The sequence below is a fragment of the Providencia alcalifaciens genome, assembly GCF_915403165.1.
Classification (GTDB): Bacteria; Pseudomonadota; Gammaproteobacteria; order Enterobacterales; family Enterobacteriaceae; genus Providencia; species Providencia alcalifaciens_C.
In genome coordinates this window covers 1,117,321-1,141,691 of record NZ_OU659204.1, presented here as the reverse complement: position 1 = coordinate 1,141,691, position 24,371 = coordinate 1,117,321, and the positions used below count along the sequence as shown (strand labels likewise).

General features: G+C 41.5%; 26 protein-coding genes, 3 tRNA genes and 1 other RNA gene. 6 read left to right on the top strand and 24 right to left on the bottom strand.

Translation table 11 applies throughout. The features are described from left to right. Positions 1-102: 102 nt before the first annotated feature. Positions 103-921 (top strand): pyridoxal phosphatase, encoded by an 819-nt coding sequence (locus LDO73_RS05085; protein ID WP_224060473.1) that lies wholly within the window; start codon positions 103-105, stop codon positions 919-921. Between the two features lie 394 nt (positions 922-1,315). Here LDO73_RS05085 and modC read toward each other — a convergent pair whose 3' ends face one another. From modC to LDO73_RS05055, 6 genes are all read right to left on the bottom strand, one after another. Continuing rightward, positions 1,316-2,383 carry a molybdenum ABC transporter ATP-binding protein ModC gene (modC, locus tag LDO73_RS05080; protein WP_224060472.1) on the bottom strand — a complete coding sequence of 356 codons (1,068 nt, stop codon included), beginning with the start codon at positions 2,381-2,383 and terminating at the stop codon, positions 1,316-1,318. A gap of 1 nt (position 2,384) precedes the next feature. After that, the gene (modB, locus tag LDO73_RS05075; RefSeq protein WP_036950542.1) at positions 2,385-3,074 is read right to left on the bottom strand and encodes a molybdate ABC transporter permease subunit; all 690 of its coding nucleotides are present in this window, start codon (positions 3,072-3,074) and stop codon (positions 2,385-2,387) included. A gap of 22 nt (positions 3,075-3,096) precedes the next feature. Then, positions 3,097-3,873 carry a molybdate ABC transporter substrate-binding protein gene (modA, locus tag LDO73_RS05070; protein ID WP_423810874.1) on the bottom strand — a complete coding sequence of 259 codons (777 nt, stop codon included), beginning with the start codon at positions 3,871-3,873 and terminating at the stop codon, positions 3,097-3,099. Between the two features lie 186 nt (positions 3,874-4,059). Then, positions 4,060-4,845, bottom strand: a complete 786-nt coding sequence (locus tag LDO73_RS05065; RefSeq protein ID WP_224060471.1) for a surface-adhesin E family protein — start codon at positions 4,843-4,845, stop codon at positions 4,060-4,062. Further along, complete coding sequence (locus LDO73_RS05060; RefSeq protein WP_224060470.1) at positions 4,842-5,447, bottom strand: hypothetical protein; 606 nt, start codon at positions 5,445-5,447, stop codon at positions 4,842-4,844. The genes LDO73_RS05065 and LDO73_RS05060 overlap by 4 nt, the downstream gene beginning before the upstream one ends. 275 nt (positions 5,448-5,722) lie before the next feature. Then, complete coding sequence (locus tag LDO73_RS05055) at positions 5,723-5,875, bottom strand: AcrZ family multidrug efflux pump-associated protein (RefSeq protein WP_224060469.1); 153 nt, start codon at positions 5,873-5,875, stop codon at positions 5,723-5,725. 191 nt (positions 5,876-6,066) lie between these two features. On the opposite strand from LDO73_RS05055, the gene modE reads away from it, so the two are divergent. From modE to LDO73_RS05035, 4 genes are all read left to right on the top strand, one after another. Then, positions 6,067-6,855, top strand: coding sequence for a molybdenum-dependent transcriptional regulator (gene modE, locus LDO73_RS05050; protein ID WP_224060468.1), 789 nt, complete (start codon positions 6,067-6,069; stop codon positions 6,853-6,855). A 134-nt stretch (positions 6,856-6,989) separates the two neighbouring features. Then, on the top strand, positions 6,990-8,468 hold the full coding sequence (modF, locus tag LDO73_RS05045; protein ID WP_224060467.1) for a molybdate ABC transporter ATP-binding protein ModF: 1,479 nt from the start codon (positions 6,990-6,992) through the stop codon (positions 8,466-8,468). 373 nt (positions 8,469-8,841) lie between these two features. After that, a complete protein-coding gene (gene gpmA / locus LDO73_RS05040) occupies positions 8,842-9,594 on the top strand; it encodes a 2,3-diphosphoglycerate-dependent phosphoglycerate mutase (protein ID WP_036950561.1) in 753 nt (250 codons plus the stop codon). Between the two features lie 185 nt (positions 9,595-9,779). Beyond that, positions 9,780-10,520: a hypothetical protein gene (locus LDO73_RS05035; RefSeq protein WP_224060466.1), complete on the top strand. Its 741-nt coding sequence runs from the start codon at positions 9,780-9,782 to the stop codon at positions 10,518-10,520. A 42-nt stretch (positions 10,521-10,562) separates the two neighbouring features. Here the strand turns inward: LDO73_RS05035 and LDO73_RS05030 are convergent, their stop codons facing one another. The 4 genes from LDO73_RS05030 to nadA all read right to left on the bottom strand — a co-directional run bounded on the left by LDO73_RS05030 (position 10,563) and on the right by nadA (position 14,973). Then, complete coding sequence (locus LDO73_RS05030; RefSeq protein ID WP_224060465.1) at positions 10,563-11,528, bottom strand: hypothetical protein; 966 nt, start codon at positions 11,526-11,528, stop codon at positions 10,563-10,565. A 198-nt stretch (positions 11,529-11,726) separates the two neighbouring features. After that, positions 11,727-12,782 carry a 3-deoxy-7-phosphoheptulonate synthase AroG gene (aroG, locus tag LDO73_RS05025; RefSeq protein WP_224060464.1) on the bottom strand — a complete coding sequence of 352 codons (1,056 nt, stop codon included), beginning with the start codon at positions 12,780-12,782 and terminating at the stop codon, positions 11,727-11,729. A 332-nt stretch (positions 12,783-13,114) separates the two neighbouring features. After that, complete coding sequence (gene pnuC / locus LDO73_RS05020; protein WP_224060463.1) at positions 13,115-13,837, bottom strand: nicotinamide riboside transporter PnuC; 723 nt, start codon at positions 13,835-13,837, stop codon at positions 13,115-13,117. A 95-nt stretch (positions 13,838-13,932) separates the two neighbouring features. Then, the gene (nadA, locus tag LDO73_RS05015; RefSeq protein WP_132494289.1) at positions 13,933-14,973 is read right to left on the bottom strand and encodes a quinolinate synthase NadA; all 1,041 of its coding nucleotides are present in this window, start codon (positions 14,971-14,973) and stop codon (positions 13,933-13,935) included. 239 nt (positions 14,974-15,212) lie between these two features. On the opposite strand from nadA, the gene LDO73_RS05010 reads away from it, so the two are divergent. Beyond that, complete coding sequence (locus LDO73_RS05010) at positions 15,213-16,088, top strand: aminoglycoside 6-adenylyltransferase (protein ID WP_224060462.1); 876 nt, start codon at positions 15,213-15,215, stop codon at positions 16,086-16,088. A gap of 64 nt (positions 16,089-16,152) precedes the next feature. Here LDO73_RS05010 and LDO73_RS05005 read toward each other — a convergent pair. The 14 genes from LDO73_RS05005 to cydB form a co-directional block, all read right to left on the bottom strand. Continuing rightward, a non-coding RNA gene (locus LDO73_RS05005) (RtT sRNA) lies at positions 16,153-16,281 on the bottom strand. 246 nt (positions 16,282-16,527) lie between these two features. Beyond that, positions 16,528-16,603 (bottom strand) — tRNA-Lys (locus tag LDO73_RS05000). A gap of 44 nt (positions 16,604-16,647) precedes the next feature. Continuing rightward, positions 16,648-16,723, bottom strand: a tRNA-Lys gene (locus tag LDO73_RS04995). A gap of 43 nt (positions 16,724-16,766) precedes the next feature. Continuing rightward, positions 16,767-16,842: transfer RNA gene (locus LDO73_RS04990), tRNA-Lys, on the bottom strand. A 298-nt stretch (positions 16,843-17,140) separates the two neighbouring features. Further along, complete coding sequence (cpoB, locus tag LDO73_RS04985; protein ID WP_154600186.1) at positions 17,141-17,923, bottom strand: cell division protein CpoB; 783 nt, start codon at positions 17,921-17,923, stop codon at positions 17,141-17,143. Positions 17,924-17,945: 22 nt separating this feature from the next. After that, positions 17,946-18,443 (bottom strand): peptidoglycan-associated lipoprotein Pal, encoded by a 498-nt coding sequence (gene pal / locus LDO73_RS04980; RefSeq protein ID WP_006660438.1) that lies wholly within the window; start codon positions 18,441-18,443, stop codon positions 17,946-17,948. 43 nt (positions 18,444-18,486) lie between these two features. After that, positions 18,487-19,779, bottom strand: coding sequence for a Tol-Pal system beta propeller repeat protein TolB (gene tolB / locus LDO73_RS04975; RefSeq protein WP_224060461.1), 1,293 nt, complete (start codon positions 19,777-19,779; stop codon positions 18,487-18,489). Positions 19,780-19,923: 144 nt separating this feature from the next. After that, positions 19,924-21,066, bottom strand: a complete 1,143-nt coding sequence (tolA, locus tag LDO73_RS04970) for a cell envelope integrity protein TolA (protein ID WP_224060460.1) — start codon at positions 21,064-21,066, stop codon at positions 19,924-19,926. Positions 21,067-21,136: 70 nt separating this feature from the next. After that, positions 21,137-21,562 carry a colicin uptake protein TolR gene (gene tolR / locus LDO73_RS04965; RefSeq protein ID WP_224060459.1) on the bottom strand — a complete coding sequence of 142 codons (426 nt, stop codon included), beginning with the start codon at positions 21,560-21,562 and terminating at the stop codon, positions 21,137-21,139. A gap of 18 nt (positions 21,563-21,580) precedes the next feature. Next, the gene (gene tolQ / locus LDO73_RS04960) at positions 21,581-22,264 is read right to left on the bottom strand and encodes a Tol-Pal system protein TolQ (protein ID WP_036947783.1); all 684 of its coding nucleotides are present in this window, start codon (positions 22,262-22,264) and stop codon (positions 21,581-21,583) included. After that, the gene (gene ybgC / locus LDO73_RS04955; protein ID WP_224060458.1) at positions 22,261-22,656 is read right to left on the bottom strand and encodes a tol-pal system-associated acyl-CoA thioesterase; all 396 of its coding nucleotides are present in this window, start codon (positions 22,654-22,656) and stop codon (positions 22,261-22,263) included. The genes tolQ and ybgC overlap by 4 nt, the downstream gene beginning before the upstream one ends. Before the next feature lie 135 nt (positions 22,657-22,791). Further along, positions 22,792-23,079 carry a cyd operon protein YbgE gene (gene ybgE / locus LDO73_RS04950; protein WP_224060457.1) on the bottom strand — a complete coding sequence of 96 codons (288 nt, stop codon included), beginning with the start codon at positions 23,077-23,079 and terminating at the stop codon, positions 22,792-22,794. 5 nt (positions 23,080-23,084) lie between these two features. Beyond that, positions 23,085-23,207 (bottom strand): cytochrome bd-I oxidase subunit CydX, encoded by a 123-nt coding sequence (cydX, locus tag LDO73_RS04945; protein ID WP_006660445.1) that lies wholly within the window; start codon positions 23,205-23,207, stop codon positions 23,085-23,087. 12 nt (positions 23,208-23,219) lie between these two features. Next, complete coding sequence (gene cydB / locus LDO73_RS04940) at positions 23,220-24,359, bottom strand: cytochrome d ubiquinol oxidase subunit II (RefSeq protein WP_036947789.1); 1,140 nt, start codon at positions 24,357-24,359, stop codon at positions 23,220-23,222. Between the last annotated feature and the right edge of the window lie 12 nt (positions 24,360-24,371).

The window sequence follows — 24,371 nt, the reverse complement described above, 5'->3', positions numbered from 1 at the left end:
CGACTAAAAACCGGTGCCGCACAGTTTAGTGTATAAACACTAATCAACTTCAGTTATCATAAAGCCCTAAAATGAATCCGAAAAAATCATATGGAGTCGTTTATGTCATACCGTGTTATTGCCCTTGATCTCGATGGAACGCTACTTGATCACCAGAAAAAAATTCTGCCCGAATCTTTAGAAGCCCTGAATGAAGCCCGCCGACAAGGAGTCAAAGTCATCATTGTGACAGGTCGTCACCATGTGGCCATTCATCCGTTTTATCAGACTCTTGATTTAGATACCCCCGCAATTTGCTGTAACGGTACCTATCTGTATGACTATTTAGGTAAAAAAGTCCTGAAATCTAACCCTATGACAGTCGATTCCGCTGCTTTGCTGATTGAAAAACTGCGTGGCTCTGATATTCAACACTTAATGTATGTTGATAATGCGATGCTGTATCACACGAAAACTGAAGGTGTGACGCGCACATTAAATTGGGCGCAATCTTTACCTCAGCATCAACGTCCAAACTTCGAATTTATCGAAGATTTCGCCCATGCACTCAATCAATATGAGTACATTTGGAAATTCGCCGTCACCTCACCAGACCATCAACGCCTGCACGATGTTGTTCGTGAAATTGAGTCAGAATTAGACTTAGATTGCGAATGGTCGTGGGAAGATCAGGTGGATGTGGGTCGCAAAGGTAATAGCAAAGGTCAGCGCCTGAAAGAATGGGTCGAAGCCCAAGGCATGAGCATGAATGATGTGGTTGCTTTCGGCGATAATTTCAATGATTTAAGTATGCTAACCACCGCAGGCCTCGGAGTTGCTATGGGCAACGCCGTTGATGAAATTAAGCAACAAGCGAAGCTAGTCACTCGCGTGAATACCGAACCGGGTATCGCCGAAGTGATCAGAAAATATGTTTTGTAGATCATTAAGCTGGCTTTGAGTGTGCGGATCATATCCAGCAGCGAAGGCTTTACAACTGTTAATCAGCTTAGCTATACTCAATTTGTTTAAATTTGAAGCATCACACAGAATCGCTGGCAAGTGATTCTGCATAAAAACCTCGCAACGCCAAGCGAGGTTTTTTATTTTTTATCTATAGAGCTTGCCAATAAGCTACAAGTCTAAATCATCGATAAGTTTACTCGTTAATGAAGTCAACAACGCTGCGGTGTGAAGAACGACTCGGTGCAAGGCTCTAAGTTATTCCCATTGCAGCTAGGCGAAAAATTCACTCGACCCTAGGAGCATACACAAGTATGTGACTAGGGCGAGTTAATGAAGTCAACAACGCTGCGGTGTGAAGAACAACGAGCCTTTAGAACGTTTTAGAAAGAGATGCCGACTTAACCTGCGCAAACACCTTCCGCCCCTTACGGATCGAAAGCTCATCCCTAGCCCAGCGCGTGATCCTCGCCCACAAATAGTGTTCATCACCCAAATCTAACTTCACATCCACTTGCTCGCCATCTTCTATCCACTCCACCACTTCCGCAGATAGGATATTTCGGATGCTACTAATTTGCGGTTTTTCAAGCACTAAAGAGACATCTGACGCATCAATACGTAATCGCAACGCACTGTTTTTATCCACATCTACGCGGGGGATCCACAATTTTTGATTGCCAACCATCACCGCCGTCATTTGATAATCAGGATGCTGGCTATGCACTTCCACACTCAATACGCTACTCAAGGTTTCTTGCTGTAACCAAGGACGCAGAGCACTGCTTGCCCAGACTTCCTCAAGAGGACCAAACGCCTTCACTTTACCTTGCGCCATGACGATAACTTTATCTGCCAAACGCAGAATTTCATCGAGGCTATGACTGACATACAAAATTGGGATTTTAACGTCTTGGGAAAGCTTCTCTAAGTAAGGCAATAATTCACGTTTACGCGGAAGATCAAGGGAGGCTAATGGCTCGTCCATTAACAGAATTTCAGGCGCTGTTAATAATGCACGCCCAATCGCCACCCGCTGTTTTTCCCCACCAGAGAGGGTCATCGGGAAGCGATTTAGTAATTTTTCAATCCCTAACAATTCGACGATATCGTCGAATCGCTCTTTCATTTGCGACGCCATACCGTAACGTAAATTACTTTTTACGCGGTAATGGGGAAATAACCGAGCATCTTGAAAAACATATCCAATATGACGCTTTTCAGGGGGTAAACAGATCCCTTTTTCGATATCCACCAGTGTGCGCCCATTGAGAACGATGCGCCCTTTATTTGGCTTAGTTAGCCCACCTATCACGTTGATTAATGATGTTTTCCCCGCACCAGATAATCCAAAAACTGCCGTGATACTTTCCGTGGGTAACTGAGTATTTACTTCCATTTGTAAATCACCCAATTTTTGAGCGAAATTTAGTTCTAACATATTAGGCTACCCCCAGACGCTTTTTGCCCCAACGGGTCAGCCATTCTGAAATTAACAACGAAATTAATGCTAAGACAATCGCAATAATACACAGGCGCGCCGCATCGGTTTCTGCTCCCGGCGTTTCTATCAGCGTATACATAGCGAGTGGGATTGTCTGAGTTTCCCCTGGAATATTAGACACAAACGTAATGGTTGCCCCAAACTCGCCAAGAGAACGCGCAAAAGCTAAAACCGTACCGACGATAATTCCCGGTAACGATAATGGGATGGTGATCGTGAAAAAAACTCTTAATGGGCTCGCACCAAGGGTTCGTGCGGCTTGTTCCAGCTTTTTATCTACAGCTTCTAGCGCTAAGCGTATCGCTCTCACCATTAATGGAAATGCAACCACCGCTGATGCTAATGCCGCCCCTCGCCAACTGAATGTAAAACTGAAACCAAACCAGTCATACAGCCATTCGCCAATAAATCCTCGCTTACCCATACTGACGAGTAGCAAATACCCCACTACCACTGGTGGCAGCACCAGTGGTAAGTGGATAATACTGTCGAGCAATGTTTTGCCAGGAAAATGGCAGCGGACTAATACCCAAGCCATCAAAATACCAAACGGTAAGCTAAATAGCACCGCCACGCTGGAAACTTTTAAACTGAGGTAAATCGCTTCCCATTCATAAGGACTTAACATCTGCAACGATATGATCTCTTAATTATTTTTGATTTGGAGTGAAACCGTAACGCTTGAATATTTCTGAAGCCGCTGGGGTTTTCAGGTATTCATAGTAGTCACGGGTCGCTTTATTATCCTGATCTTTCACAATTCCCATTGGATATTCAACAGGTTTATGAGTGTCAGCAGGGAAAATACCCACTACTTTGACTTTTTGGCTTGCAACAGCATCGGAGCCGTACACAATACCTAATGGTGCTTCTTGACGCTCAACTAGCGCCATGCCGCTACGTACGTTGTTAGTACGCGCTAATAATGGGTTAACTGTTTCCCAAGCCCCTAAATAGGTCAATGCTTCTTTTGCATAGATCCCAACAGGAACGTGGTCAGGGTCGCCGACTGCTAAGCGGCCGCCATCTAACAGTTTTTTCCAGTCTGTCTGTTTGTTAATTTCCACTTTATCGATTTTTGAATCTTTCGGTGCAATCAACACTAACTCGTTACCTAATAAAGTATAACGGGTGTCTTTAACCATCAGATTTTTATCAATCGCAAAATCCATCCACTGCTGGTCAGCAGAGATAAACATGTTTGCCGGTGCACCTTGCTCAATCTGGCGAGCCAGCGTTGAAGAAGACGCATAAGAAGCCACCACTTCAACATTCGTTTCTTTCTTATATTGTTCTGAAATTTCATTCAGTGCGTTAGTCAGTGATGCCGCCGCAAATATGGTAATTTTTTCAGCCGCGAAGCTATTACCTACCATAGTCAGTGTTAACGTGGCACCCGCAACCAGAGATATCAAACCTTTTTTCATGTTAATCCACCATTGTATTATTTAACTCGCTATATATATCAAGATACAGCGTTAACTTAAAGTCAAACAATGCATAAAGGTGTGCTAGCTCAATAATTGATGAATTTACGAACTCATAACAATAATATCGACAGGAGGATAGACAACATTAGCGTTTCTATTGCCTATCCTATAGTGATGATTAAACTACTTAACGAAAGATTGACATTGCTGGTCGTCAATCTCGAGAGATTCAGCAACTGAGCCTTTTATGTAAAAATCTAAATACATCGCTTTAGGTTTTGCCATACCAAACTTATTCATAAACAGGTCACAGTACCTTTCAATCTGTTGATGCTTAATTTCATTGTCAAACTTTTGGTGGAATGCCGCTTTTGTCATGTTATCAACTTGATATGACATACGAATAACATTGGCATGCTTTTCCGCCCCTGTCACACTTAGCCAGTCATTTATTTTTATAGGGCTTTGCTTGTTTAAGACATCGACAAAAATATCAGTAGATTTATCAACATCGGCGCGGATTTCACATAATTTTTTCCAAAACATAGCATTGAAATTGTTTTCCCCTGCTATTTCCCATTTACTGCTTGTTTCGGGATAAGGAATGTCTGGCTTGCCAGTGGCGTATTGATTAGCGAAAAAACCAATTGGCCGTTCTGTGTATTTATTGGGTTTTCGGCAATCAAAAACATGAGTCGCTCTCATTGACTTCATTTTGACACTACGGAACTCTTCTTCCTTTTTAAATGATGTAACGATATCGATTTGAACAAGATCAGGATTACCTTGGTAGTAATGGGAATCTGGTTTAGCCATATACAAATGGCTCGATTTAGTTTCAAGCCACTTTACATATCCTTCGGGCAGTTCCGAAGACTGAGCATCAGGTTGTGTTGGGGATTTACTGATATTCTGACAACCCACAACAGCAAAGCAGGCCAATGAAAAGATAATCAACTTAATATTCATTTAATTAGCCCTGCTTCTCGTAGATCTTTCTGGTCAAGTTTTCCTTGAACTGTACAAAATAAAGTCACAGTTTTATCGCTACTTTCTTCAACGATAAATAATTTTTCGGCGGACTCTTCATCTGGTGCAATGCTTGATGCAGGAGAATTATTTTTTAACCATTTTTCCGATACTGAATTACGATACATCGGATTATATACGTAAGCACCATCCGCAACTTTAATGAGGTCTATTTTTTTAGACAACGCTTTAATTACATCATTAAAAGGCTGAGTTGTTTCAAATCCCCAATAATAGTATTCACCAGAAGGCGCACTAGGAGAGACATCCTTATATTTGTTAAAATCTGTGTAATTAACAGCAAATCGTTCGAAAACCAAAGTATCTTCTTTCAGTTCGATAGGTTTTATAAAGTCCTGACCATCAACTATTTTTTGCTGGTAAAACTCATTAATAACAGGCTTTAATTTATTGTTTTTACTAGCATCTTTAAAGAATTCCGCATTACACTGTGATAAAGACTCTATTAGAGTTGAAGCATTCGCTATATTAATACCAAATATAAATAATAATTGAATAAAAACCGCCATAACTAATTTCATAATAAACCATCCTTTTAAACAATACGTATAGAACTAATGTAATATGAATTATCGATTTAATAATTTAGCGTCTTAATGCGCATAGCTATGTATATCGAATTAGGTAGGATAATTACAGCGGAAATAAATTTATAATTGATAATTTTTGATGCGCTTCCCATAACCGTAGATCCGCTAGCATAACGGACTATTTTTAAGGGGATAAAAATGACTTGCCCCCCGACTATGGAATAGCCAGAGGGCAATAATTAGCACGAAAATAAACCTATAAAAGGTTATTTTCTTTCTTCATGGTGGTGATGCGGAACATGCGCTTTAGACAATAGGTTAAAGAATGAACCTAAGCCATAGATCAGTCCCATGATCAATACCATTACAACAGGAACCATTAACAGGGCAAAGCCCAAACTTTTGATAAGTTCTAACATCTAAGCCTCTTCAGTGATACTGTGCTCACCAGCATTCTGATACGCCGACGAGGGGAAAATCGATATAATGAAAATAATAACGCACAATAGCATTATATTGCATACTATTTTAGACAAATTATTATACTAGCAAGATACTAAATGTGCTTTTTGCCTTTGCCGCCACAATCCTAGCAGGGAGATCTTAAACAATGCAGGCCGAAATCTTACTTACATTGAAGCTACAGGGAAGTTTATTTGCCGATCCTCGCCGAATTGCTCTACTAAAGCAGATAAAAGCGACAGGATCGATTAGCCAAGGCGCTAAACTTGCAGGGATCAGCTATAAAAGTGCATGGGATGCCATCAATGAAATGAACCAACTCACCGATTACATTCTGTTGGATAGATCAACCGGAGGCAAAGGTGGCGGCGGAACCACACTCACCCAGTATGGGGAAAGATTAATCCAGCTCTATGATTTGCTGGGGCAAATTCAACAAAAAGCCTTTGATGTGCTCAAAGATGATAGCCTTCCTCTTGATAGCTTGCTCGCTGCAATTTCTCGCTTTTCATTGCAAACCAGTGCTCGCAACCAATTTTTCGGCACTCTGATTGCACGAGATAACAACCATGTTTTACAGCACGTTCAAGTGAAACTGGCCGACAAAAAAACTGTCATTAACGCCGCACTCACCGAATCTAGCGCTAACCGCCTTGGCTTAGTCGAAGGGAAAGAAGTCCTCGCCCTGATTAAAGCGCCATGGGTCAAACTGACCAAGAAACCAAGCAAAACCCATTTTGATAATCAACTGTCAGGCACCGTTTCAACCCTCGAAAGAGGTCCTGAAAACAGCGAAATCCTTGTCACTTTAGCGGGTGGAGAAACACTCTGCTCCACCTTATCAAATCAAGAAGTTGATGCGTTAAAATTGGCGATTGACGACCCGATTACAGCGTTATTTAATGCTGACCAAGTGATTATCGCTACACTTTGTTAGATTTTCAGGGGTTAACACCCCTAACGTAACCCTTGATTCACTATTTTTTAGCTTCGCCCTCATGTCGACTTATTGACTTTACTTGTAAACCTGATTATTTGTGGTAGCAGGCAGGTCAATGATAAGGAAGCTAAATGAGCTCGATAACAATACAAAATGGGTGCTTTAAGCTGAGCGAGACCCAAACGCTCGACATTCCTCATCTCGAAATTCATTCGAGTGAAAGCTGGGCTTTTATTGGTGCCAATGGTAGCGGAAAATCATCGCTAGCACGCGTGCTCTCTGGGGAATTACAATCCCTTTCCGGTATCATCCAAAGCGACTTCAAGTCCCCTATTCGCCTCTCTTTTGAGCAGCTACAAAAAATCATCGCACAAGAGTGGCAACGTAATAATACCGACTTACTCAGTGACGACGAAGAAGATACGGGCTTTACTGCAGCGGAAATTATTCAACTTAATCATAAAGATAATGAACTTTGCTTAGAGCTTGCAGCTAAATTTGGTATCAGTGATTTGCTATCACGTCGCTTTAAATACCTGTCTACCGGGGAAACTCGCAAAGTCCTACTGTGTCAAACTTTGATGGGCTCTCCAGACTTACTGATCCTCGATGAACCCTTTGATGGCTTAGATATCTATTCACGAAGCAACCTTAGTGAACTGTTATTTAGCCTTCATGATAAAGGGCTCACTGTCGTATTGGTGCTCAACCGCTTTGATGAGATTCCCGAATTTATTGAGCACCTAGGTGTTGTCGCTGACTGTCAACTCACCCTAAGTGGAGATAGAGAGTCAGTGCTTGCTAACACTCTAATCCACCAGCTACAACACAGTGAAAAAATCAAACAACTCACAATTCCTGAACAAGAAGATCCCACAATTGAAGAGGCTCTAGATACAGAGACTCCACGTATTGTTTTAAATAATGGTGTTGTGAGCTACAACGATAAACCCATTTTGCATGGGCTAAATTGGCAGGTTAACCCAGGTGAGCATTGGCAAATTATCGGTGAAAATGGTGCGGGTAAATCCACATTATTAAGCTTGATCACCGGAGACCACCCTCAAGGTTATAGCAATGATTTAACACTGTTTGGGTGCCGACGTGGTAGCGGAGAAACTATTTGGGATATTAAACGTCACATTGGCTATGTCAGTAACAGCATTCATCAAGAGTATCGTGTTGCAACCAGTGTCCTCAACGTGATTATTTCCGGTTTCCATGACTCCATTGGCCTGTACCAAACACCTTCAGATCGCCAAGTTCAGTTAGCTTATGAATGGCTAGCATTGCTTGGATTTGCTCCACAAACGGCTCAACAACCATTTCATAACTTATCGTGGGGTCAACAGCGATTAATTCTGATTGCTCGCGCTTTGGTTAAACACCCTACCATGCTCATTTTAGATGAACCCCTTCAAGGGCTTGATGGGCTAAATCGCCTGCTGGTGCTGCGTTTTATCGATATTATGCTTAGCCGAGGAAATACTCAGCTGCTATTTGTGTCACATCACCAAGAAGATGCACCATCATGTATTACCCATCGCATGAAATTTGTCCCTGATGGGGATAAATACCGTTACGATATTGAAGTCGTCTCAGAACTATAATCCTATTATCTTGCTGGTAAGTATTTACTTACCAGCATCATTTATTACCACTTATCAAATTTCCCAATAAATTAATCCAGCACATATTATTATTGAATTTTTCACTTGCTGTATCGATTCACTTAGGGTTAAATCTATGCCATACCTTCTGATTTACTGAGCCAGTGACACGGTGCTAAAACACCTAATAAACTAAATCGTTTCGCCTAACCTTAAGTTAAATTAAAATCACTAATCCCTAGATATTATTGATTTTTTTGACTTAAAACTGAGAAAACGTCATGTTGTCACTAGCGTTCGGGACGACTATCCCTATAATGTAGGTCAGCAATAATTCATTTCTAATTTGAATGTACTGATAGGAGTTTTAGCTATGGCTGTAACTAAACTGGTTTTAGTAAGACACGGTGAGAGTGAGTGGAACAAAGAAAACCGCTTCACCGGTTGGACTGATGTAGAACTGTCAGAGAAAGGTCGTGAAGAAGCCAAAAATGCAGGTCAACTGCTGAAAAAAGAAGGTTTTGTTTTTGATTTCGCTTACACCTCCGTTCTAAAACGTGCTATCCACACCTTATGGAACATTCTGGATCAAGTTGAACAGCAATGGCTTCCTGTTGAAAAAAGCTGGAAATTAAACGAGCGTCACTACGGTGCACTGCAAGGTTTAGATAAATCAGAAACCGCTGCGAAATACGGTGATGAGCAAGTTAAACTGTGGCGTCGCGGTTTTGCAATTACCCCACCAGACCTGACTAAAGATGATGAGCGTTTCCCTGGTCACGACCCACGTTACGCAAACTTAAAACCATCTGAATTACCAGTGACTGAAAGCTTAGCAACCACTATCGATCGCGTTGTTCCTTACTGGGAAGAAGTGATTAAACCACGCGTTGAAAAAGGTGAGAAAGTGATCATTGCCGCTCACGGTAACTCACTGCGTGCACTGGTTAAATACTTGGATAATATGGGTGAAGAAGAAATTCTGAATCTGAACATCCCAACAGCTGTGCCGCTGGTTTATGAGTTCGATGAGAACATGAAACCAATCAAACGCTACTATCTGGGTAATCAAGATGAAATCGCAGCAAAACAAGCCGCGGTTGCAAATCAAGGTAAAGCGAAGTAATTACTGACTTCTCTCTATACCTAACGGATTGAATTGAGGGTTAAGCCAATGGCTTAGCCCTTTTTTATTGGCATTTTTCTCTCTTTTTTGTATTTGATTATAAAATCCATCACCTCGGAGTGTCGAAAACACTGATAACCGACTATCATAGGGAAAATTCACTGAAAGGTTTATAAAACAAGATAATGAATAAATTTAATCTTTATGTCTGGGTTGGGTTGATCCTCAGTGCCAGTATTTTAGGTGCGCTACTGTATATGTTACAAACCGGGGAAATGACCCTTGAGGGTCCTGCGGGTAACGCAAACCCTGAATTGATGAAAACGTTGATGATTATTGCTTGTGTCAGCTTCCCACTGCAAATTGTCAGCATGATGGTACTCAATTATAAACCTACATTCGCCATTGTTCTTGCCGTAGTCAGCAGCGTAGCGCTCATGCCAATTACTATTGTATTTGCAATGGGGATGGTTTTTTCTGCCATTCGCTGGCGTTATCACCAACTCACGCCATTTGATACCACCATTAATGTGCCTTTCGACGTCAGTGTCCCGATGAATAAACGCAGCAATACAATGATGGTATTCCCGATTGCGATTTTAGGTATTGTGTTGATTGTATTAAGCCAAAGCCTAGGCATGTTTTTATTCGTACTGGCGGTTTTCTTAGGTTTTTTTGGTAAAAAAGCCAGTACCACTACCTATTTAGCGATTAAAGATAGCCATTTTTATATTCGCCCGAATATCTTTGCCTATTGTTACCGTATTCCACTCAAGGATGTATTCTACGTAAAAAGCGAGAAAGGAAAATTATTTTTCACCGCTAAAGTGGAAGGTTCAGATATTCAGCTCTCTGCTAACCCTACAAATATGGCACCTGAAGATCAGGAAAACATTGAAAAACTATTAAGCCGAATTCAGAAATAGCGATAAAAATCTGCCTACAAAAATAGTAGGCAGATTTCATTATTAATTAACTTGAATAGGGACCATTATTTCTGCCGAAGGGAACACATTCATACCGATATCATTCACTGTCGACGAATCCAAAACATTGATTCCTGCCATAGAGATGGATAATCGGTCAAAAACATCCGTTGATATATCAAGCAAGCCTGAGATTGGAATGTTATTCTTCAAAACCGTGATCCCATGCTTATTTAAAACAGGCTCTGCTTTCTCGGCCCAATCTAAATAATCAACAATAGCCTCTTCAGAATTTTTAATACCATCATTAATTCTTACAATCTCATATTCACTTAAATCTTTCGACTTTAACTCCTCTCTCTGTGAATTAATATACTCTCTATGCTCTTGAATGTATTTCCCATATTGTTTTAATACTTCAACATGATCAAATCCTTGATATTCCCCATGCTCTTTAACACTCTTAATAGTATAGTTAATATTATGTGCTGTAGTTTCTAACATAAGCATGCTACCGTGCGCCTTCAAGGCTTTACTCGCTGAGTCAGTTAATAACTCCCTTGCTTCAGATGATAACTTAGGTAGTAAGTTAAACAAGTTATAACTAAATTCAGGTGGATATTCTTTTTTAGCTTTAAGCTCTTCAAATTTAGCCATTATTTGACTAGCCTGATTACTTGCAACTTCACCATTTTTTATAAAACCATTAATTTCAGTTAATAACTGAGAATACTCTCTACTTCTATCAACAGAGTATTCATAGTATTCTTCAATTGAATCCATATACCTTATTATTTCATCCAATTCATTTTTATCTATATTTCCAGCTTTGAATTTATCTTCAAAAAAAACATCATAGTATTTTAAATTTTTATTTACAACTATCTCATTCAATGATAAATGTGAGTACCTAGTTTCATTAATAATTCTTATTGAATTATCATACCACTTCATTAAATCAAGTTTGTAATTAGCTCTATTTAGCTTATTTGAATCATTAAAACCCATATCTTAATCTCCTATTGTATTAATTAGTCACAATGTACTTCGAAGATTAAATTAGCTAAACAAAAAGTAAAAAACAAATTTAGTTTTTATATATTAAAAGTTAAATCATATTAATATAAACGATTGAAATAATATTTAATCATTAATAAAAACCCCAGTTAAATAACAACTGGGGTTTTATTAAATATAAATTAAATCTTATTTATTACGACGAGCAATCACCGCATCAGATAATTGACGCAATACTTTTTCCGTATCATCCCAACCAATACATGCATCCGTGACACTCTTACCGTAAACCAAAGGCTCGCCAGATTCTAAATTCTGATTACCTTCAACTAAGTGGCTTTCAATCATCACGCCCGTAATTGAGCGATCACCATTACTCAGCTGTGCGCTAACATCTGTTGCAACTTCCATCTGTTTTTCAAATTTCTTGCTGCTGTTAGCATGGCTAAAGTCAATCATAATGCTTGGAATAAGCCCTGCATTCGTCAGCCCTTCACGCACTTCTTTAACATGTTCAGCGCTGTAATTTGGCTTTTTACCACCACGTAAAATAATATGGCAGTCTGGGTTTCCACTTGTATTCACAATAGCTGAGTGGCCCCATTTCGTGACCGATAAGAAACTGTGCGCCGAACGTGCGGAGTTAATGGCATCAATCGCAATTTTAATCGTGCCATCGGTTCCGTTTTTAAACCCAACAGGGCAAGATAAGCCAGATGCTAGTTCACGGTGGATTTGTGATTCAGTCGTACGCGCGCCAATAGCACCCCAGCTCATTAAATCAGCCACATATTGTGGGCTGATCACATCGAGGAATTCCCCTGCAGTTGGTAAGCCTTGGTCATTAATCGTTAACAGCAGCTCACGCGCGATACGTAAGCCTTCGTTAATATCAAAACTGTGATCCATATGAGGATCGTTAATTAACCCTTTCCAACCAACAGTAGTACGTGGTTTTTCAAAATAAACCCGCATCACAATTTCTAAAGAATCTTTTAACTCTTCACGAAGTTTTTTCAAACGCTCAGCATATTCCAAAGCCGCTTTTGTATCGTGAATAGAACATGGGCCAATGACAACGACTAGACGGTCATCTTTCCCTACTAGGATATTATGAATAGCATGACGAGCTTCATGAACGGTAAACGCCGCTTTATCGGTTGCTGGAAATTTTTCAAGCAGTGCAATCGGGGGTAATAATTCTTTGATTTGTTTTACTCTGACGTCATCGTTCTGATAGTTCATACTGGTATATCCAATGTTTATTATTTTTCCTAAAGTTGAGTTACATACCTTTTTGAGTCTCAATAGCTAACAATTAACTTAAAATGCGACAGGTATCGAATTTTCAATCTAACTGTTCCCTAGCCATCTGTAAACAGACAAAATGGCGAGATAATCGCTCATTATTCCGCTTCTGATTATAAAATGAGGTGAAACCGTGATATCTAGCACAATCGCTAAATAATAGAGGGATAATACAGAGTAAAAATATAAAGAAACGGCTAAATAACGATGATGTTACTTTAGCCGTTTTTTGCATTTTTTCCTATTGAGTAACTGACTCAACAAGAGGCTTAGTCGCGAGATAGCGCCACTGAACCATTTTCTTTCGCGGATTTGATCCACAACCGAGAACCATTCAATGCAATACCAAGTAGAATTAAATATTCCAGTGACATTGCATAAACGCCTTGGATAAAGAAAATCACAATGCTAATAACGTTAATCACCACCCAGAGTAGCCAGTTTTCAACATACTTGCGGGTCATTAAAATCATCGCAACCACAGATAACACCGTCATTGTGGAATCCCAGAATGGGAAAGCATCTGGGTCTAGTGTTGGTAAGGTTAAGTTAGCGCCAAAGAGGTTTAATAATTCAACAGCCCAAGTCGCAAGGCGTCCAAATACCACATCAATATTAAAGGTGAGGAAAACAATAGCTAAAACTGAAATGACCAGCGTTGTTAACGCTTTAGGAAGGCTTAGCCAGCGGATCTTCAACTCGGCTTCTTGAGAGTTTGATACGCGACTCCACGCATACCAACCATAAATATTGGCCCCGAAGAAAAATACCTGTAAAAGCAAATTAGCGTATAACTGAATTTGGAAAAAAATCACTGCGAATAAGGTCACGTTAATGAGACCAAATAAGTAGTTGATGGTTTTTTCAAAGCTTGCCAACAGAATGCACAATAAACCGGCTATTGTGCCAACAGCTTCAATATACGAAAGGTCATAAATAGTCCCCCATACGGGGATCTGTACTAACGTATTTGCGGTGCTAAAAAACTCCATTTTTAAATCCTATTTATCATTCACAGTTAAAATAGCATTGCTCATCAATATCACACGGTTAATTTATTTGAAATTAAACCGCTCATTTTTGGTTGTTATTTTAGACTTTCTGCAAACTTTAACATTTTATCCAATGGTAATAGGGCTTTTTCACGCAGCTGTGCGTCTACATGAATTTGATGCTCGATACCGTTACCTTCTAAAGCCGCTGTAATCGCCTGTAAGCCATTCATTGCCATCCAAGGACAATGAGCACAAGTACGGCATGTAGCCCCCTCACCTGCCGTTGGAGCGATATACAGTGACTTATCTGGACATGCTTGCTGCATTTTATAAAAAATACCCTTATCGGTCGCCACTATCATGGATGGGTTAGGCAACGTTTGTGCAGCTTTAATCAGTTGGCTAGTCGAACCGACCGCATCCGCTAAATCTACAATGGCTTGAGGTGATTCAGGGTGAACCAGTACCGCCGCCTCAGGGTACATGGCTTTCATTTTCTCTAATGATTGAGTCTTAAATTCATCGTGAACGATACAAGCACCCTGCCAACACAGAATATCCGCGCCCGTTTGTTGTTGAACATAGCGACCTAAGTGCTTATCCGGTGCCCAAATGATCTTTTCTCCGAGGCTGTCTAAGTGCTCAATTAGCTCCACCGCTATGCTGGAGGTCACGACCCAGTCTGCACGGGCTTTTACCGCTGCTGACGTGTTCGCATACACCACCACGGTTCTGTCTGGATGTGCATCACAAAAGCGGGCAAATTCTTCATCTGGACAGCCAATATCCAGCGAGCATTGCGCATCGAGTGTTGGCATCAAGACATTTTTTTCTGGGCTTAGGATTTTGGCTGTTTCCCCCATAAATCGTACGCCAGCAACAACAAGGGTTGATGCATCATGTCGAGCGCCAAAACGTGCCATCTCAAGGGAGTCCGCAACACAGCCGCCTGTTTCTTCAGCTAATGCTTGTATTTCAGGATCGGTATAGTAATGCGCTACGATCACCGCATTTTTTTCGACCAATAATTGCTTAATGCGCTCACGATAAAATGCTTTCTGATCGGTATTTAACAGTGCTGGTTTAGGCGGAAAAGGATAAACAGCATGGTCAAAATCGATAAACTCGCTCATTTCTTGCCTCTGTTTAGCAGAAAGTTATTTTATGCATAAAAATATTCATAAAACCCCTAATTCTGCACATTTTTGTTTTATATACTAAACAAGATACGCTTGTTTGCCTAAGATGTCTCCATCCTTTTCACCTATGAGCGAATGATTTTACCGTAGCGCCCTTTTTCACGATTTGTTTTTCGCTTTTCTCCTCATTTGTCGGTATCTTAGCGGCTCCTGTTAACTCCAATAGGTTAGTTATGGAATCACCTGCAACGCTGTTAAATAAAATAATTTCTATTTCATTACTCGAACCTAGAATCGAAGCCGTCATACTAACTGGCTCTAGAGGGCGAGAATTAGACATCGATGGCTACTCAGACATTGATATTGAGCTCATTGGCCATGGTGTGACTGCACTTTTTAATGATAAGCAATGGGTTAGCCTTATTGCCAATCCATTAATCGCATTACATTTAGAAAATAGTGGTGAAAATGAGCCAGAAAACCCTACCTGCTTAGTGATTTATGAAGAAGGGCGCAAAGTTGATTTTACATTTGCAGAACCTTCTCGATTACTCAAAATGCAGCAGCGAGGGTTAGATAGTACTTACTCACGTGGTTTTATGGTGCTGTTAGATAAAACTGGGATCACGGATGCGCTACCGCCACCTAACCTTGGCGTATTAAAGCCCGCGCCGTTGAGTGAATATCGGTTTAATGAGCTGGTTACGGATTTTTGGTTTGAAGCTCACCAAGTGGCAATTACATTAACGCGTAATGAGCTATGGAGCACTTGGTCAAGAAGTACTGACATGAAGCGCTTCTTTCTCAGTTTACTTGAGCAAATTGTTGCTCATGGAAATACACAACACGATGTTTGGTATAACGGTAAACATTACCAGCAATGGATGCCTGAGCGTGTTGTTCAAGCAACTGAAACTATTTTTGACTGTGGTACTGCGCAAAAAGCTGCATTATCTCTACATTGCTTGATGGACCATTTTATGGAAGCGATGACTGAGGCCATTGAACTGTTTGGTTATCAAGATAACCGAGCGATGGGTTTAAAAGTGCAAGAAATCGTTATCGGGATCTTAAAGGATAATGGGTTACTCCCTGAAAATCTGGAGTAAATGGTATTAGGCTGGCGAGGGAATGCTGGTTTTTTGGGGTTTAGTTTGGTTTTTTAAGATTTCAGAGATAGTCGTGCAGGATTACTCGGGCTTTGCCCTCGCCCTTCGGGTCGTTGCGACAAGCGCAACGCTGTCTCGCTTCGCTCGGCTCGAACCTGAACGCAGCTTCTCACCCGCACTCAACGTGCAATATGAAAATAATAAGGTTGTTTGTTCTTTAGGAGTTTCTTTGAGATGGTGAGTCGTGCAGGATTTCAGTTCTTCGAACTGACACTTCGTGTTGAACCTGCAACCATCTTGTCGAGGTATGATTCAATCACTGGAGCTTTACTTGAGATGGTGGGTCGTGCAGGATTTCAGTTCTTCGAACTGACACTTCGTGTTGAACCTGCAACCATCTTGTCGGGGTATGATTCAATCACTGGAGCTTTACTTGAGATGGTGGGTCGTGCAGGATTCGAACCTGCGACCAATTGATTAAAAGTCAACTGCTCTACCAACTGAGCTAACGACCCATCTGAAACTATCTATACTGCTTTGAATTGTTTACTGCTTTAGATGGTGGGTCGTGCAGGATTCGAACCTGCGACCAATTGATTAAAAGTCAACTGCTCTACCAACTGAGCTAACGACCCATCTTAAACTATCTATACTGCTTGAATTGTTTACTGCTTTAGATGGTGGGTCGTGCAGGATTCGAACCTGCGACCAATTGATTAAAAGTCAACTGCTCTACCAACTGAGCTAACGACCCATCTTAAAACTTCATTTCTGGTTCTTTACCCTTTGGGTTGAACCTGCAACCATCTTATTAACAGTTAACGATTCTACCAACTGAGCTAACGAACCATCTAAAACATTCAATCTCATTGATACTGTTACAAAACTAAATTTTGTTAGTTTTCTAACTGAACGTATTCTCGTATCAACGGCGGCTTATATTACTGATTTCTGACGAGGGTGCAATGCTTTTTTTTAAAAAAAAGATTAAGTGCACACTAAACATACGGATAACCCCGAAATATTCGGCTACATCGCTTCGGGGTTATCAATTACAGTGTACTGAGTTTCTTCTCTGCAAGTTTTGCACCAGAACTATTTGGGTATTGTTGTAATACCTGCTGATAAACAGCCTTCGCTTTATCTTTCTGTCCCTTATCTTGCATGATCAAGCCTACTTTAAATAAGGCTTCACTGCTTTTCTGAGACTTAGGATATTGCTTAACTACAGTAGCAAAGTAGAATGCGGCGTCATCCTTGCTACCTTTGTTGTAGTTTAACTGTCCTAGCCAATAGTTGGCGTTAGATTGATATCCAGATTTTGGATATGCTTTGATAAACCCTTGCAATGCTCCAATCGCTTCGTCAATCTGTGCTTTGGATTTACTTTCCATCGCCAGTTTAACTGCTGCGTTGTAATCATCTTTTTCATTGCCGCCGGAACTTGCAGCTGGCGTATCTGAAGAAGATGATTGCGCATTTGATGCACTAGTATCAGTTGCATCTGAAGAGCTTGAAGAATCACCACCACTCGCTTTGTCTAATTGCATATACAAATCTTTTTGGCGCTCAACAACTTGATTCAATTTGTATTCACTTTCTTGAATCTGTCCACGTAACATATCAATATCACGTTGGTTATCGGCTAATTGCTGCTGGATTTGATAAATCATTTGACCTTGAGAACTAACAGCGGTCTCAAGTTGAGTGAGGCGGTCTGCGGAAGAACCCGATCCGACATTGTTGATTGGCGCTTGGGCAATAGCGGCCCAAGGGGCCGCTACGCCAACCAATAACGACAGACCAACTAGTAATTGTCTGAAGTTACTGTTCATAATAGATAATTTCGCTTATCTATTAGTATGCAATGACTGCACGACGGTTTTTCGCGTAGTCTGCTTCAGTGTGACCTAACACAGCTGGTTTTTCTTTACCGTAAGAAACCAGTGAAACTTGGTCACCTGAAACGCCTTTGCTTTGCAGATACATTTTAACTGCGTTAGCACGACGCTCGCCCAGTGCGATGTTGTATTCTGGAGTACCGCGCTCATCCGCATGGCCTTCAACAACAACACGTACAGATGGGTTGCTACGCAGGAATGCTGCGTGTGCATCTAACATTTCAGCGTACTCTGGAGATACATTGTATTTATCGAAACCAAAGTAAACAGTGTTGTTCTGTTGCAGTTGTTCCATTTGCTGACGTGCCAGCTCTTCCGCAGACAGACCAGTGTTAGTTTGATTCATAGAAGAATCGTCACCAGTTTGGTCGTTGTTTTTGTTAGAGCTACAAGCTGCGACTGCCATGATTGGTAATGCGATCATCAGCCCTTTAAGCACTTTATTCAGTTGCATCGTTTTGATCCTTAATATTTTTGCCACACATTATTATTATGCATCACAGATACGGCGACCAGGCAGGGAATTTAACCTGTCCATCGGTTGCCGGAAGACGCGCTTTGAAACGCCCGTCGGTCGAAACTAGCTGCAATATAGTCCCCAAGCCTTGAGAGGAGCTATAAATTACCATAGTGCCGTTAGGTGCGATACTCGGCGTTTCATCTAGAAACGTTGACGTTAAATATTCAACGTTACCCGTTGCCAGATCCTGTTTGGCGATATGCTGCTGACCGCCCCCGGAGCTGACCATCGCTAAGAAAGTTCCATCCGGGCTTACATCAGCATCCTGATTTTGTGATCCTTCATAGGAGACACGTACAGGACTACCACCATTAATATTCATTTTATAAATCTGCGGACGTCCTGCCTGATCAGAGGTATAAACTAAAGTTTGGCTATCCGGCATCCAGCTTGGTTCAGTATTATTACTACGACCATCTGTTACTTGACGAATTTGACCACTACCTAAGTCCATCACATACAAATTCAGGCTACCTGTCTTAGACAGAGCAAAAGCTAGTTTAGTCCCATCTGGTGAGAATGCAGGTGCCCCATTATGACGTGGGAATGATGCGACCTGACGAACAGCACCACTTGATAGAGTCTGGATAACTAGCGCAGAACTACCACTTTCAAACGTTACGTACGCAATCTTTTGGCCATCTGGTGACCAAGCTGGCGACATTAAAGGTTCTGGCGAACGGTGAACCGTAAATTGGTTAAAACCGTCATAGTCAGAAACTCGTAATTCAAACGGATATTGACCGCCGTTGGTCTTCACCACGTATGCAATACGCGTACGGAAAGCACCACGGATACCAGTCAATTTCTCAAATACTTCATCACTTGCAGTATGCGCTGCATAGCGTAACCAATCTTTAGTTACTTTAAATTGGTTTTGCGCTAAAACTGCACCTGGGTTAGCGGCAACATCCACTAACTGGTAGCTAACAACAAAGCTACCATCAGCTGCTGGTTGAACTTGACCAACAACAACCGCGTTAATACCTAACGCTGTCCAAGCTTCTGGCGTCACTTCTGAAGCCGTGCCAGGTTGCTGAGGCATGCGGCTTGGTTCAATAGGGTTAAATTTACCGCTATTGCGTAAATCAGCACCGACAATACCGCCCACTTCTTGTGGTGGCGCACCAGCGCCAGCCCATTTAAATGGGACAACACCGATTGGCTGAGCTGAGTTAACACCTTCAGTAATCTCAATACGGATCTCTGCCTGAGCAACGGTAGCCCATAGCATTAAGAACCCGAGAACTATTTTAAACGCCTGCTTCATCCTGATCTCCCTTACTGCGATATTCACCACCGCAATAATTCGCTGAATTTTAACAAAGGTATACTAACAAAACTAGATAGCACACAAACTATTTATTACATTGCCTCAAAATTTACAATACAGACTGCTCTGAGTTGTTGAAAATCAAGGCTTAAATACCAATGTGCTACCTGATTTATTAAACGTATCATAGACCTCTCTGCTAGGTGGTTTTGGCATAGTTGCAAGTTTTGCTGCTCTCATTGCCGCCTCACATAACGCTGGATCATTTGCTGGATTATTTTTCGGTGAAATATTCACCAATAATCCATCTGGTGCTAACTTCAATTGCAATTCACAAGTACGCCCACGATAACTTTCTGAATCATAGAATTTACTTTGAACAGCAGCCTTAATTTTACCGGCATAGCTATCAACATCAGCATTCGATGCGCCTGATTTTTTACCACCACCGCTACCCGCAGCCGTTTGTCCACCTTGCTTGCTTGGCCCTGATGCAGTTAAATCACCCAGCAAATCATCAACAGATGATGCGCTTTTCGCAGCTTCTGCTTTGGCTTTCGCTGCTTTTGCTTTAGCTTCTTTGTCCGCTTTTTCTTTAGCTTCTTTGTCTGCCTTAGCTTTAGCTTCTTTTTCAGCTTTTGCTTTAGCATCAGCATCCGCTTTGGCTTTAGCTTCTTTATCTGCTTTAGCTTTAGCGTCCGCTTCAGCTTTTTCTTTAGCTTCTTTTTCTGCCTTAGCCTTAGCAGCTTCAGCTTCTTTCTTAGCTTGTGCGTCAGCTTTTTCTTTCGCTACCGCTTGTTCTTTCACTAATTTTTCTTTTTCAGCTTTGGCTTGAGCAGCGGCTTCTTCAGCTATTTTTTGCTCTTCCTTCGCTTTTTTGGCAGCGTCTAAAGCTTGTTTTTTCTGCTCTTCAGCTTGTTTCTGCTGTTGTTCAGTTTCTCGCTGAGTTTGAATTTGCTCTTCTTCAAGTTTTTGCAGACGTTTTTGTTCCTGCTCTTGCTTTTCTCTTAGCTCAGCATCTTGTTTTTGTTGCTGTTCTTTACGCTCTTTAGCTGCTTGTTGGGCGCTTTTTTGCTGTTGTTGGGATTGATTATATTGCTCAACAACTGCACCTGGATCAACCATCACGGCATCAATGACAGTCCCCTCTTCCCCACCGCCGCCAAGTTGGACGACAGTCACTAAAGAGCCTATAACAATTAAAGCGACCAGTAAGATGTGCAATCCAATTGACATCATTAATGAGCGCTTCAAGTCATCCTGTTTCTCTTTTGTCTTTCCCACTCTGGTTTCCAAAAAAAGAATCGATTCTTTTCAACTAGATCCGCGCCACTCTCAAAGTGGCGTCAGCAAATTAAAGAGGTTGAGTCATCAAACCAACAGATTTGATCCCTGCACCGTGTAACATATTCAGCGCCTTAATAACTTCGTCATAAGGAACTTCTTTCGCACCACCAATTAGGAAAATCGTTTTTGGATTTTTTTCTAACTGTTCTTTTGCGACCGCTGAAATTTGTTCAGGTGGCAGTAATTCCATGCGCTCACCATCAACCAATAAATTATATTGATCAACCCCTGCCACTTCTAAAATGACTGGTGGATTATCATTGGATGAGACGGTTTGGGTATCTGTTGCATCCGGTAAATCAACTTCCACGCTCTGAGAAATAATGGGTGCAGTTGCCATGAAAATCAGCAAAAGCACCAACAATACGTCCAGTAATGGAACGATGTTGATTTCGGATTTCAGCTCACGTTTGCGTCTACTATTGCGCGCCATTCGCTTTTCTCCCTCGTCTTATTTCTTATCAGCCGAGAATGCTTGACGATGCAAGATAGCGAGGAATTCTTCCATAAAGTTATCGTAGCTTTGCTCAAGTTTATTCACACGTAAGTTTAAACGGTTATACGCCATAACAGCAGGAATTGCGGCAAATAGACCGATTGCTGTTGCGATCAGTGCTTCCGCAATACCCGGAGCAACCATTTGTAATGTTGCTTGTTTTACCGCACCCAATGCGATGAAAGCGTGCATGATCCCCCAAACGGTACCAAACAGACCAATATAAGGGCTAATTGACCCTACGGTACCTAAAAATGGGATATGCGATTCAACGGATTCCAACTCACGGTTCATCGAAATGCGCATAGCACGAGATGCACCAGTGACTACAGCATCTGGCGCATGAATATTAGCTTGATGTAAGCGAACAAACTCTTTGAAGCCAGAGTAAAAAATTTGTTCTGCACCACCTAATGCATCACGGCGAGCTTGGCTTTCTTTATACAAGCGAGACAGCTCGATACCTGACCAGAATTTATCTTCAAATGCTTCCGCTTCGCGCGTGGCGGCATTTAAAACTTTTGTTCTCTGGATAATAATCGCCCACGATGCAATAGAAAAACCGATCAAAACGAACATAATCAGCTGAACCAATAGGCTCGCTTTTAGGAATAAATCCAAGATATTCATGTCAGTCACTGCTTAAACTCCGCGACAATAGACTTAGGAAGCGCTTTCGGCTTCATTTTAGATGTGTCCACACATGCAATTAGGGCTGTCGCCCCACAAAGCAAGTTACCTTGCAAATCAACTAACCTTTGCTGAAAGAGTAAAGAGGCGCGTTTTATTTCAACGACTTCCGTTTCCACTTCCAGCAGGTCATCTAACCGAGCACCTTTAATAAAGTCGATTGTCATATTACGGACGACAAAACCAAGGTTCTCAGCGAGTAAACTTTGTTGGTTAATACCTTTATTCCGCAACATTTCCGTTCTTGCTCGCTCAAAAAAAGCCAGATAACGTGCATGATATACAACTCCGCCCGCATCTGTATCTTCATAATATACGCGAACAGGCCAGCGAAATAACATAAAAAAACCACTCCGTCTTAGGTTAAATTAATTAACGGTGTCACTATACGCAAGACAGTGCCGCTTTGGAATCACTTTGCAGGTAAAGATATCAAAAATAATTGCAGGTCACATGACCCACAATTTGAATTTAGATTAACTAAAGACTTTTGCAAGTCCCCAGATAAGAATGATGGCAGCAGGTAATGGGTGGAACAGCACTCGCCACGTCAATTTATTAGGTAGGAAACCCACCCCAAAAATGATAGCGCTGCAAGTTGCCCATATCATGAGAAGACCTTGCCAGATTGGAAATGCACTGGTATTGGCTGCAAACAGGGAAGGATCCCACATTACTGCGCCAGCGGTTACTAAAGCTAATATAAGGATAAGGGCCCTTATCGGGCCCTTTCCTAATAGCTGATAGGATTTATCCATCAGCATACTATTTACTCACCATCTTTAGCTGTTTTAGCTTCTTTTGCACTTTCTGAGTGCTCAAGGGCTAATGCTGCAATCACTGCAAAACTACAAGCTAACAGAGTGCCGAGGATCCAGGCGAAATACCACATATGTTATGCTCCTTAATACAGTGAATGCTTGTTGCTTTCGATGAAGTTTTTGTCCAAACGACCAAACATTTTGTAGTAACACCAAGCGGTGTAGCACAGGATGATTGGAACAAAAATGATCGCAACAACAGTCATAACTTGCAGAGTGAACAGGCTAGATGTCGCATCCCACATGGTCAAGCTTGCATTTGGCATGATGCTTGAAGGCATGACGAACGGGAACATTGCAACACCACAAGTTAAGATGATGCAAGCGATAGTCAATGATGAGAACAGGAATGCCCAACCATTTTTATCTGCTTTAGTTGCAATCATCGTTAACAGTGGTAATGCCAGACCCAGACCAGGTAAAGCCCACAGAATTGGATACGTATTAAAGTTAGTTAACCATGCACCAGAAACAACTTCTACAGTTTTGTTCAGTGGGTTAGACGGGCTTAATGTATCAATCGTTGAAGTCACAACATAACCATCGATGCCCATCACTAACCATACGCCAGCACCAGCAAAAGCAGCTAGAGTGATAAACGCACAGATATAAGTTGCTTTACGGGTACGTAAGTGCAGTTCGCCAGTTGTACGCATTTGCAGATAAGTTGCACCTTGGGTAACAATCATCATTAAACCGACAACACCAGCTAACAGACCGTATGGGTTCAGCAGACCAAACAGGTTACCTGTATAAGTCAGATACTGCTGGTTATCGATTTGCAGTGGAACACCCAGTAACAGGTTACCAAACGCAACACCAATAACTAACGGAGGAACGAAACCACCGATGAACAGACCCCAGTCCCACATGCTACGCCATTTTGGGTTCTCCAGTTTAGAACGGTAGTCGAAACCAACCGGACGGAAGAACAATGCAGCTAATACCAAAATCATAGCAACATAGAAGCCAGAGAATGAAGCAGCATAAACCTGAGGCCATGCAGCGAACATTGCACCACCCGCTGTGATTAACCAAACTTGGTTACCATCCCAGTGCGGTGCAACAGCATTAATCATAACGCGGCGTTCAGTATCTGTTTTACCTAAGATAGGTAATAAGAAGCCTACGCCCATGTCAAAGCCATCCGTGACGGCAAATCCAATCAGCAGTACGCCGATAAGGATCCACCACACAAATCGAAGAACTTCATAATCAAACATAAGTGGACTCCT

Excerpts from the sequence above, each read along its gene's own strand:
- LDO73_RS05085 (WP_224060473.1), top strand. The coding sequence starts at position 103 with ATGTCATACCGTGTTATTGCCCTTGATCTCGATGGAACGCTACTTGAT.
- modC (WP_224060472.1), bottom strand. The coding sequence starts at position 2,383 with ATGTTAGAACTAAATTTCGCTCAAAAATTGGGTGATTTACAAATGGAA.
- modB (WP_036950542.1), bottom strand. The coding sequence starts at position 3,074 with ATGTTAAGTCCTTATGAATGGGAAGCGATTTACCTCAGTTTAAAAGTT.
- modA (WP_423810874.1), bottom strand. The coding sequence starts at position 3,873 with ATGAAAAAAGGTTTGATATCTCTGGTTGCGGGTGCCACGTTAACACTG.
- LDO73_RS05065 (WP_224060471.1), bottom strand. The coding sequence starts at position 4,845 with ATGAATATTAAGTTGATTATCTTTTCATTGGCCTGCTTTGCTGTTGTG.
- LDO73_RS05060 (WP_224060470.1), bottom strand. The coding sequence starts at position 5,447 with ATGAAATTAGTTATGGCGGTTTTTATTCAATTATTATTTATATTTGGT.
- LDO73_RS05055 (WP_224060469.1), bottom strand. The coding sequence starts at position 5,875 with ATGTTAGAACTTATCAAAAGTTTGGGCTTTGCCCTGTTAATGGTTCCT.
- modE (WP_224060468.1), top strand. The coding sequence starts at position 6,067 with ATGCAGGCCGAAATCTTACTTACATTGAAGCTACAGGGAAGTTTATTT.
- modF (WP_224060467.1), top strand. The coding sequence starts at position 6,990 with ATGAGCTCGATAACAATACAAAATGGGTGCTTTAAGCTGAGCGAGACC.
- gpmA (WP_036950561.1), top strand. The coding sequence starts at position 8,842 with ATGGCTGTAACTAAACTGGTTTTAGTAAGACACGGTGAGAGTGAGTGG.
- LDO73_RS05035 (WP_224060466.1), top strand. The coding sequence starts at position 9,780 with ATGAATAAATTTAATCTTTATGTCTGGGTTGGGTTGATCCTCAGTGCC.
- LDO73_RS05030 (WP_224060465.1), bottom strand. The coding sequence starts at position 11,528 with ATGGGTTTTAATGATTCAAATAAGCTAAATAGAGCTAATTACAAACTT.
- aroG (WP_224060464.1), bottom strand. The coding sequence starts at position 12,782 with ATGAACTATCAGAACGATGACGTCAGAGTAAAACAAATCAAAGAATTA.
- pnuC (WP_224060463.1), bottom strand. The coding sequence starts at position 13,837 with ATGGAGTTTTTTAGCACCGCAAATACGTTAGTACAGATCCCCGTATGG.
- nadA (WP_132494289.1), bottom strand. The coding sequence starts at position 14,973 with ATGAGCGAGTTTATCGATTTTGACCATGCTGTTTATCCTTTTCCGCCT.
- LDO73_RS05010 (WP_224060462.1), top strand. The coding sequence starts at position 15,213 with ATGGAATCACCTGCAACGCTGTTAAATAAAATAATTTCTATTTCATTA.
- cpoB (WP_154600186.1), bottom strand. The coding sequence starts at position 17,923 with ATGAACAGTAACTTCAGACAATTACTAGTTGGTCTGTCGTTATTGGTT.
- pal (WP_006660438.1), bottom strand. The coding sequence starts at position 18,443 with ATGCAACTGAATAAAGTGCTTAAAGGGCTGATGATCGCATTACCAATC.
- tolB (WP_224060461.1), bottom strand. The coding sequence starts at position 19,779 with ATGAAGCAGGCGTTTAAAATAGTTCTCGGGTTCTTAATGCTATGGGCT.
- tolR (WP_224060459.1), bottom strand. The coding sequence starts at position 21,562 with ATGGCGCGCAATAGTAGACGCAAACGTGAGCTGAAATCCGAAATCAAC.
- ybgC (WP_224060458.1), bottom strand. The coding sequence starts at position 22,656 with ATGTTATTTCGCTGGCCTGTTCGCGTATATTATGAAGATACAGATGCG.
- ybgE (WP_224060457.1), bottom strand. The coding sequence starts at position 23,079 with ATGCTGATGGATAAATCCTATCAGCTATTAGGAAAGGGCCCGATAAGG.
- cydX (WP_006660445.1), bottom strand. The coding sequence starts at position 23,207 with ATGTGGTATTTCGCCTGGATCCTCGGCACTCTGTTAGCTTGTAGTTTT.
- cydB (WP_036947789.1), bottom strand. The coding sequence starts at position 24,359 with ATGTTTGATTATGAAGTTCTTCGATTTGTGTGGTGGATCCTTATCGGC.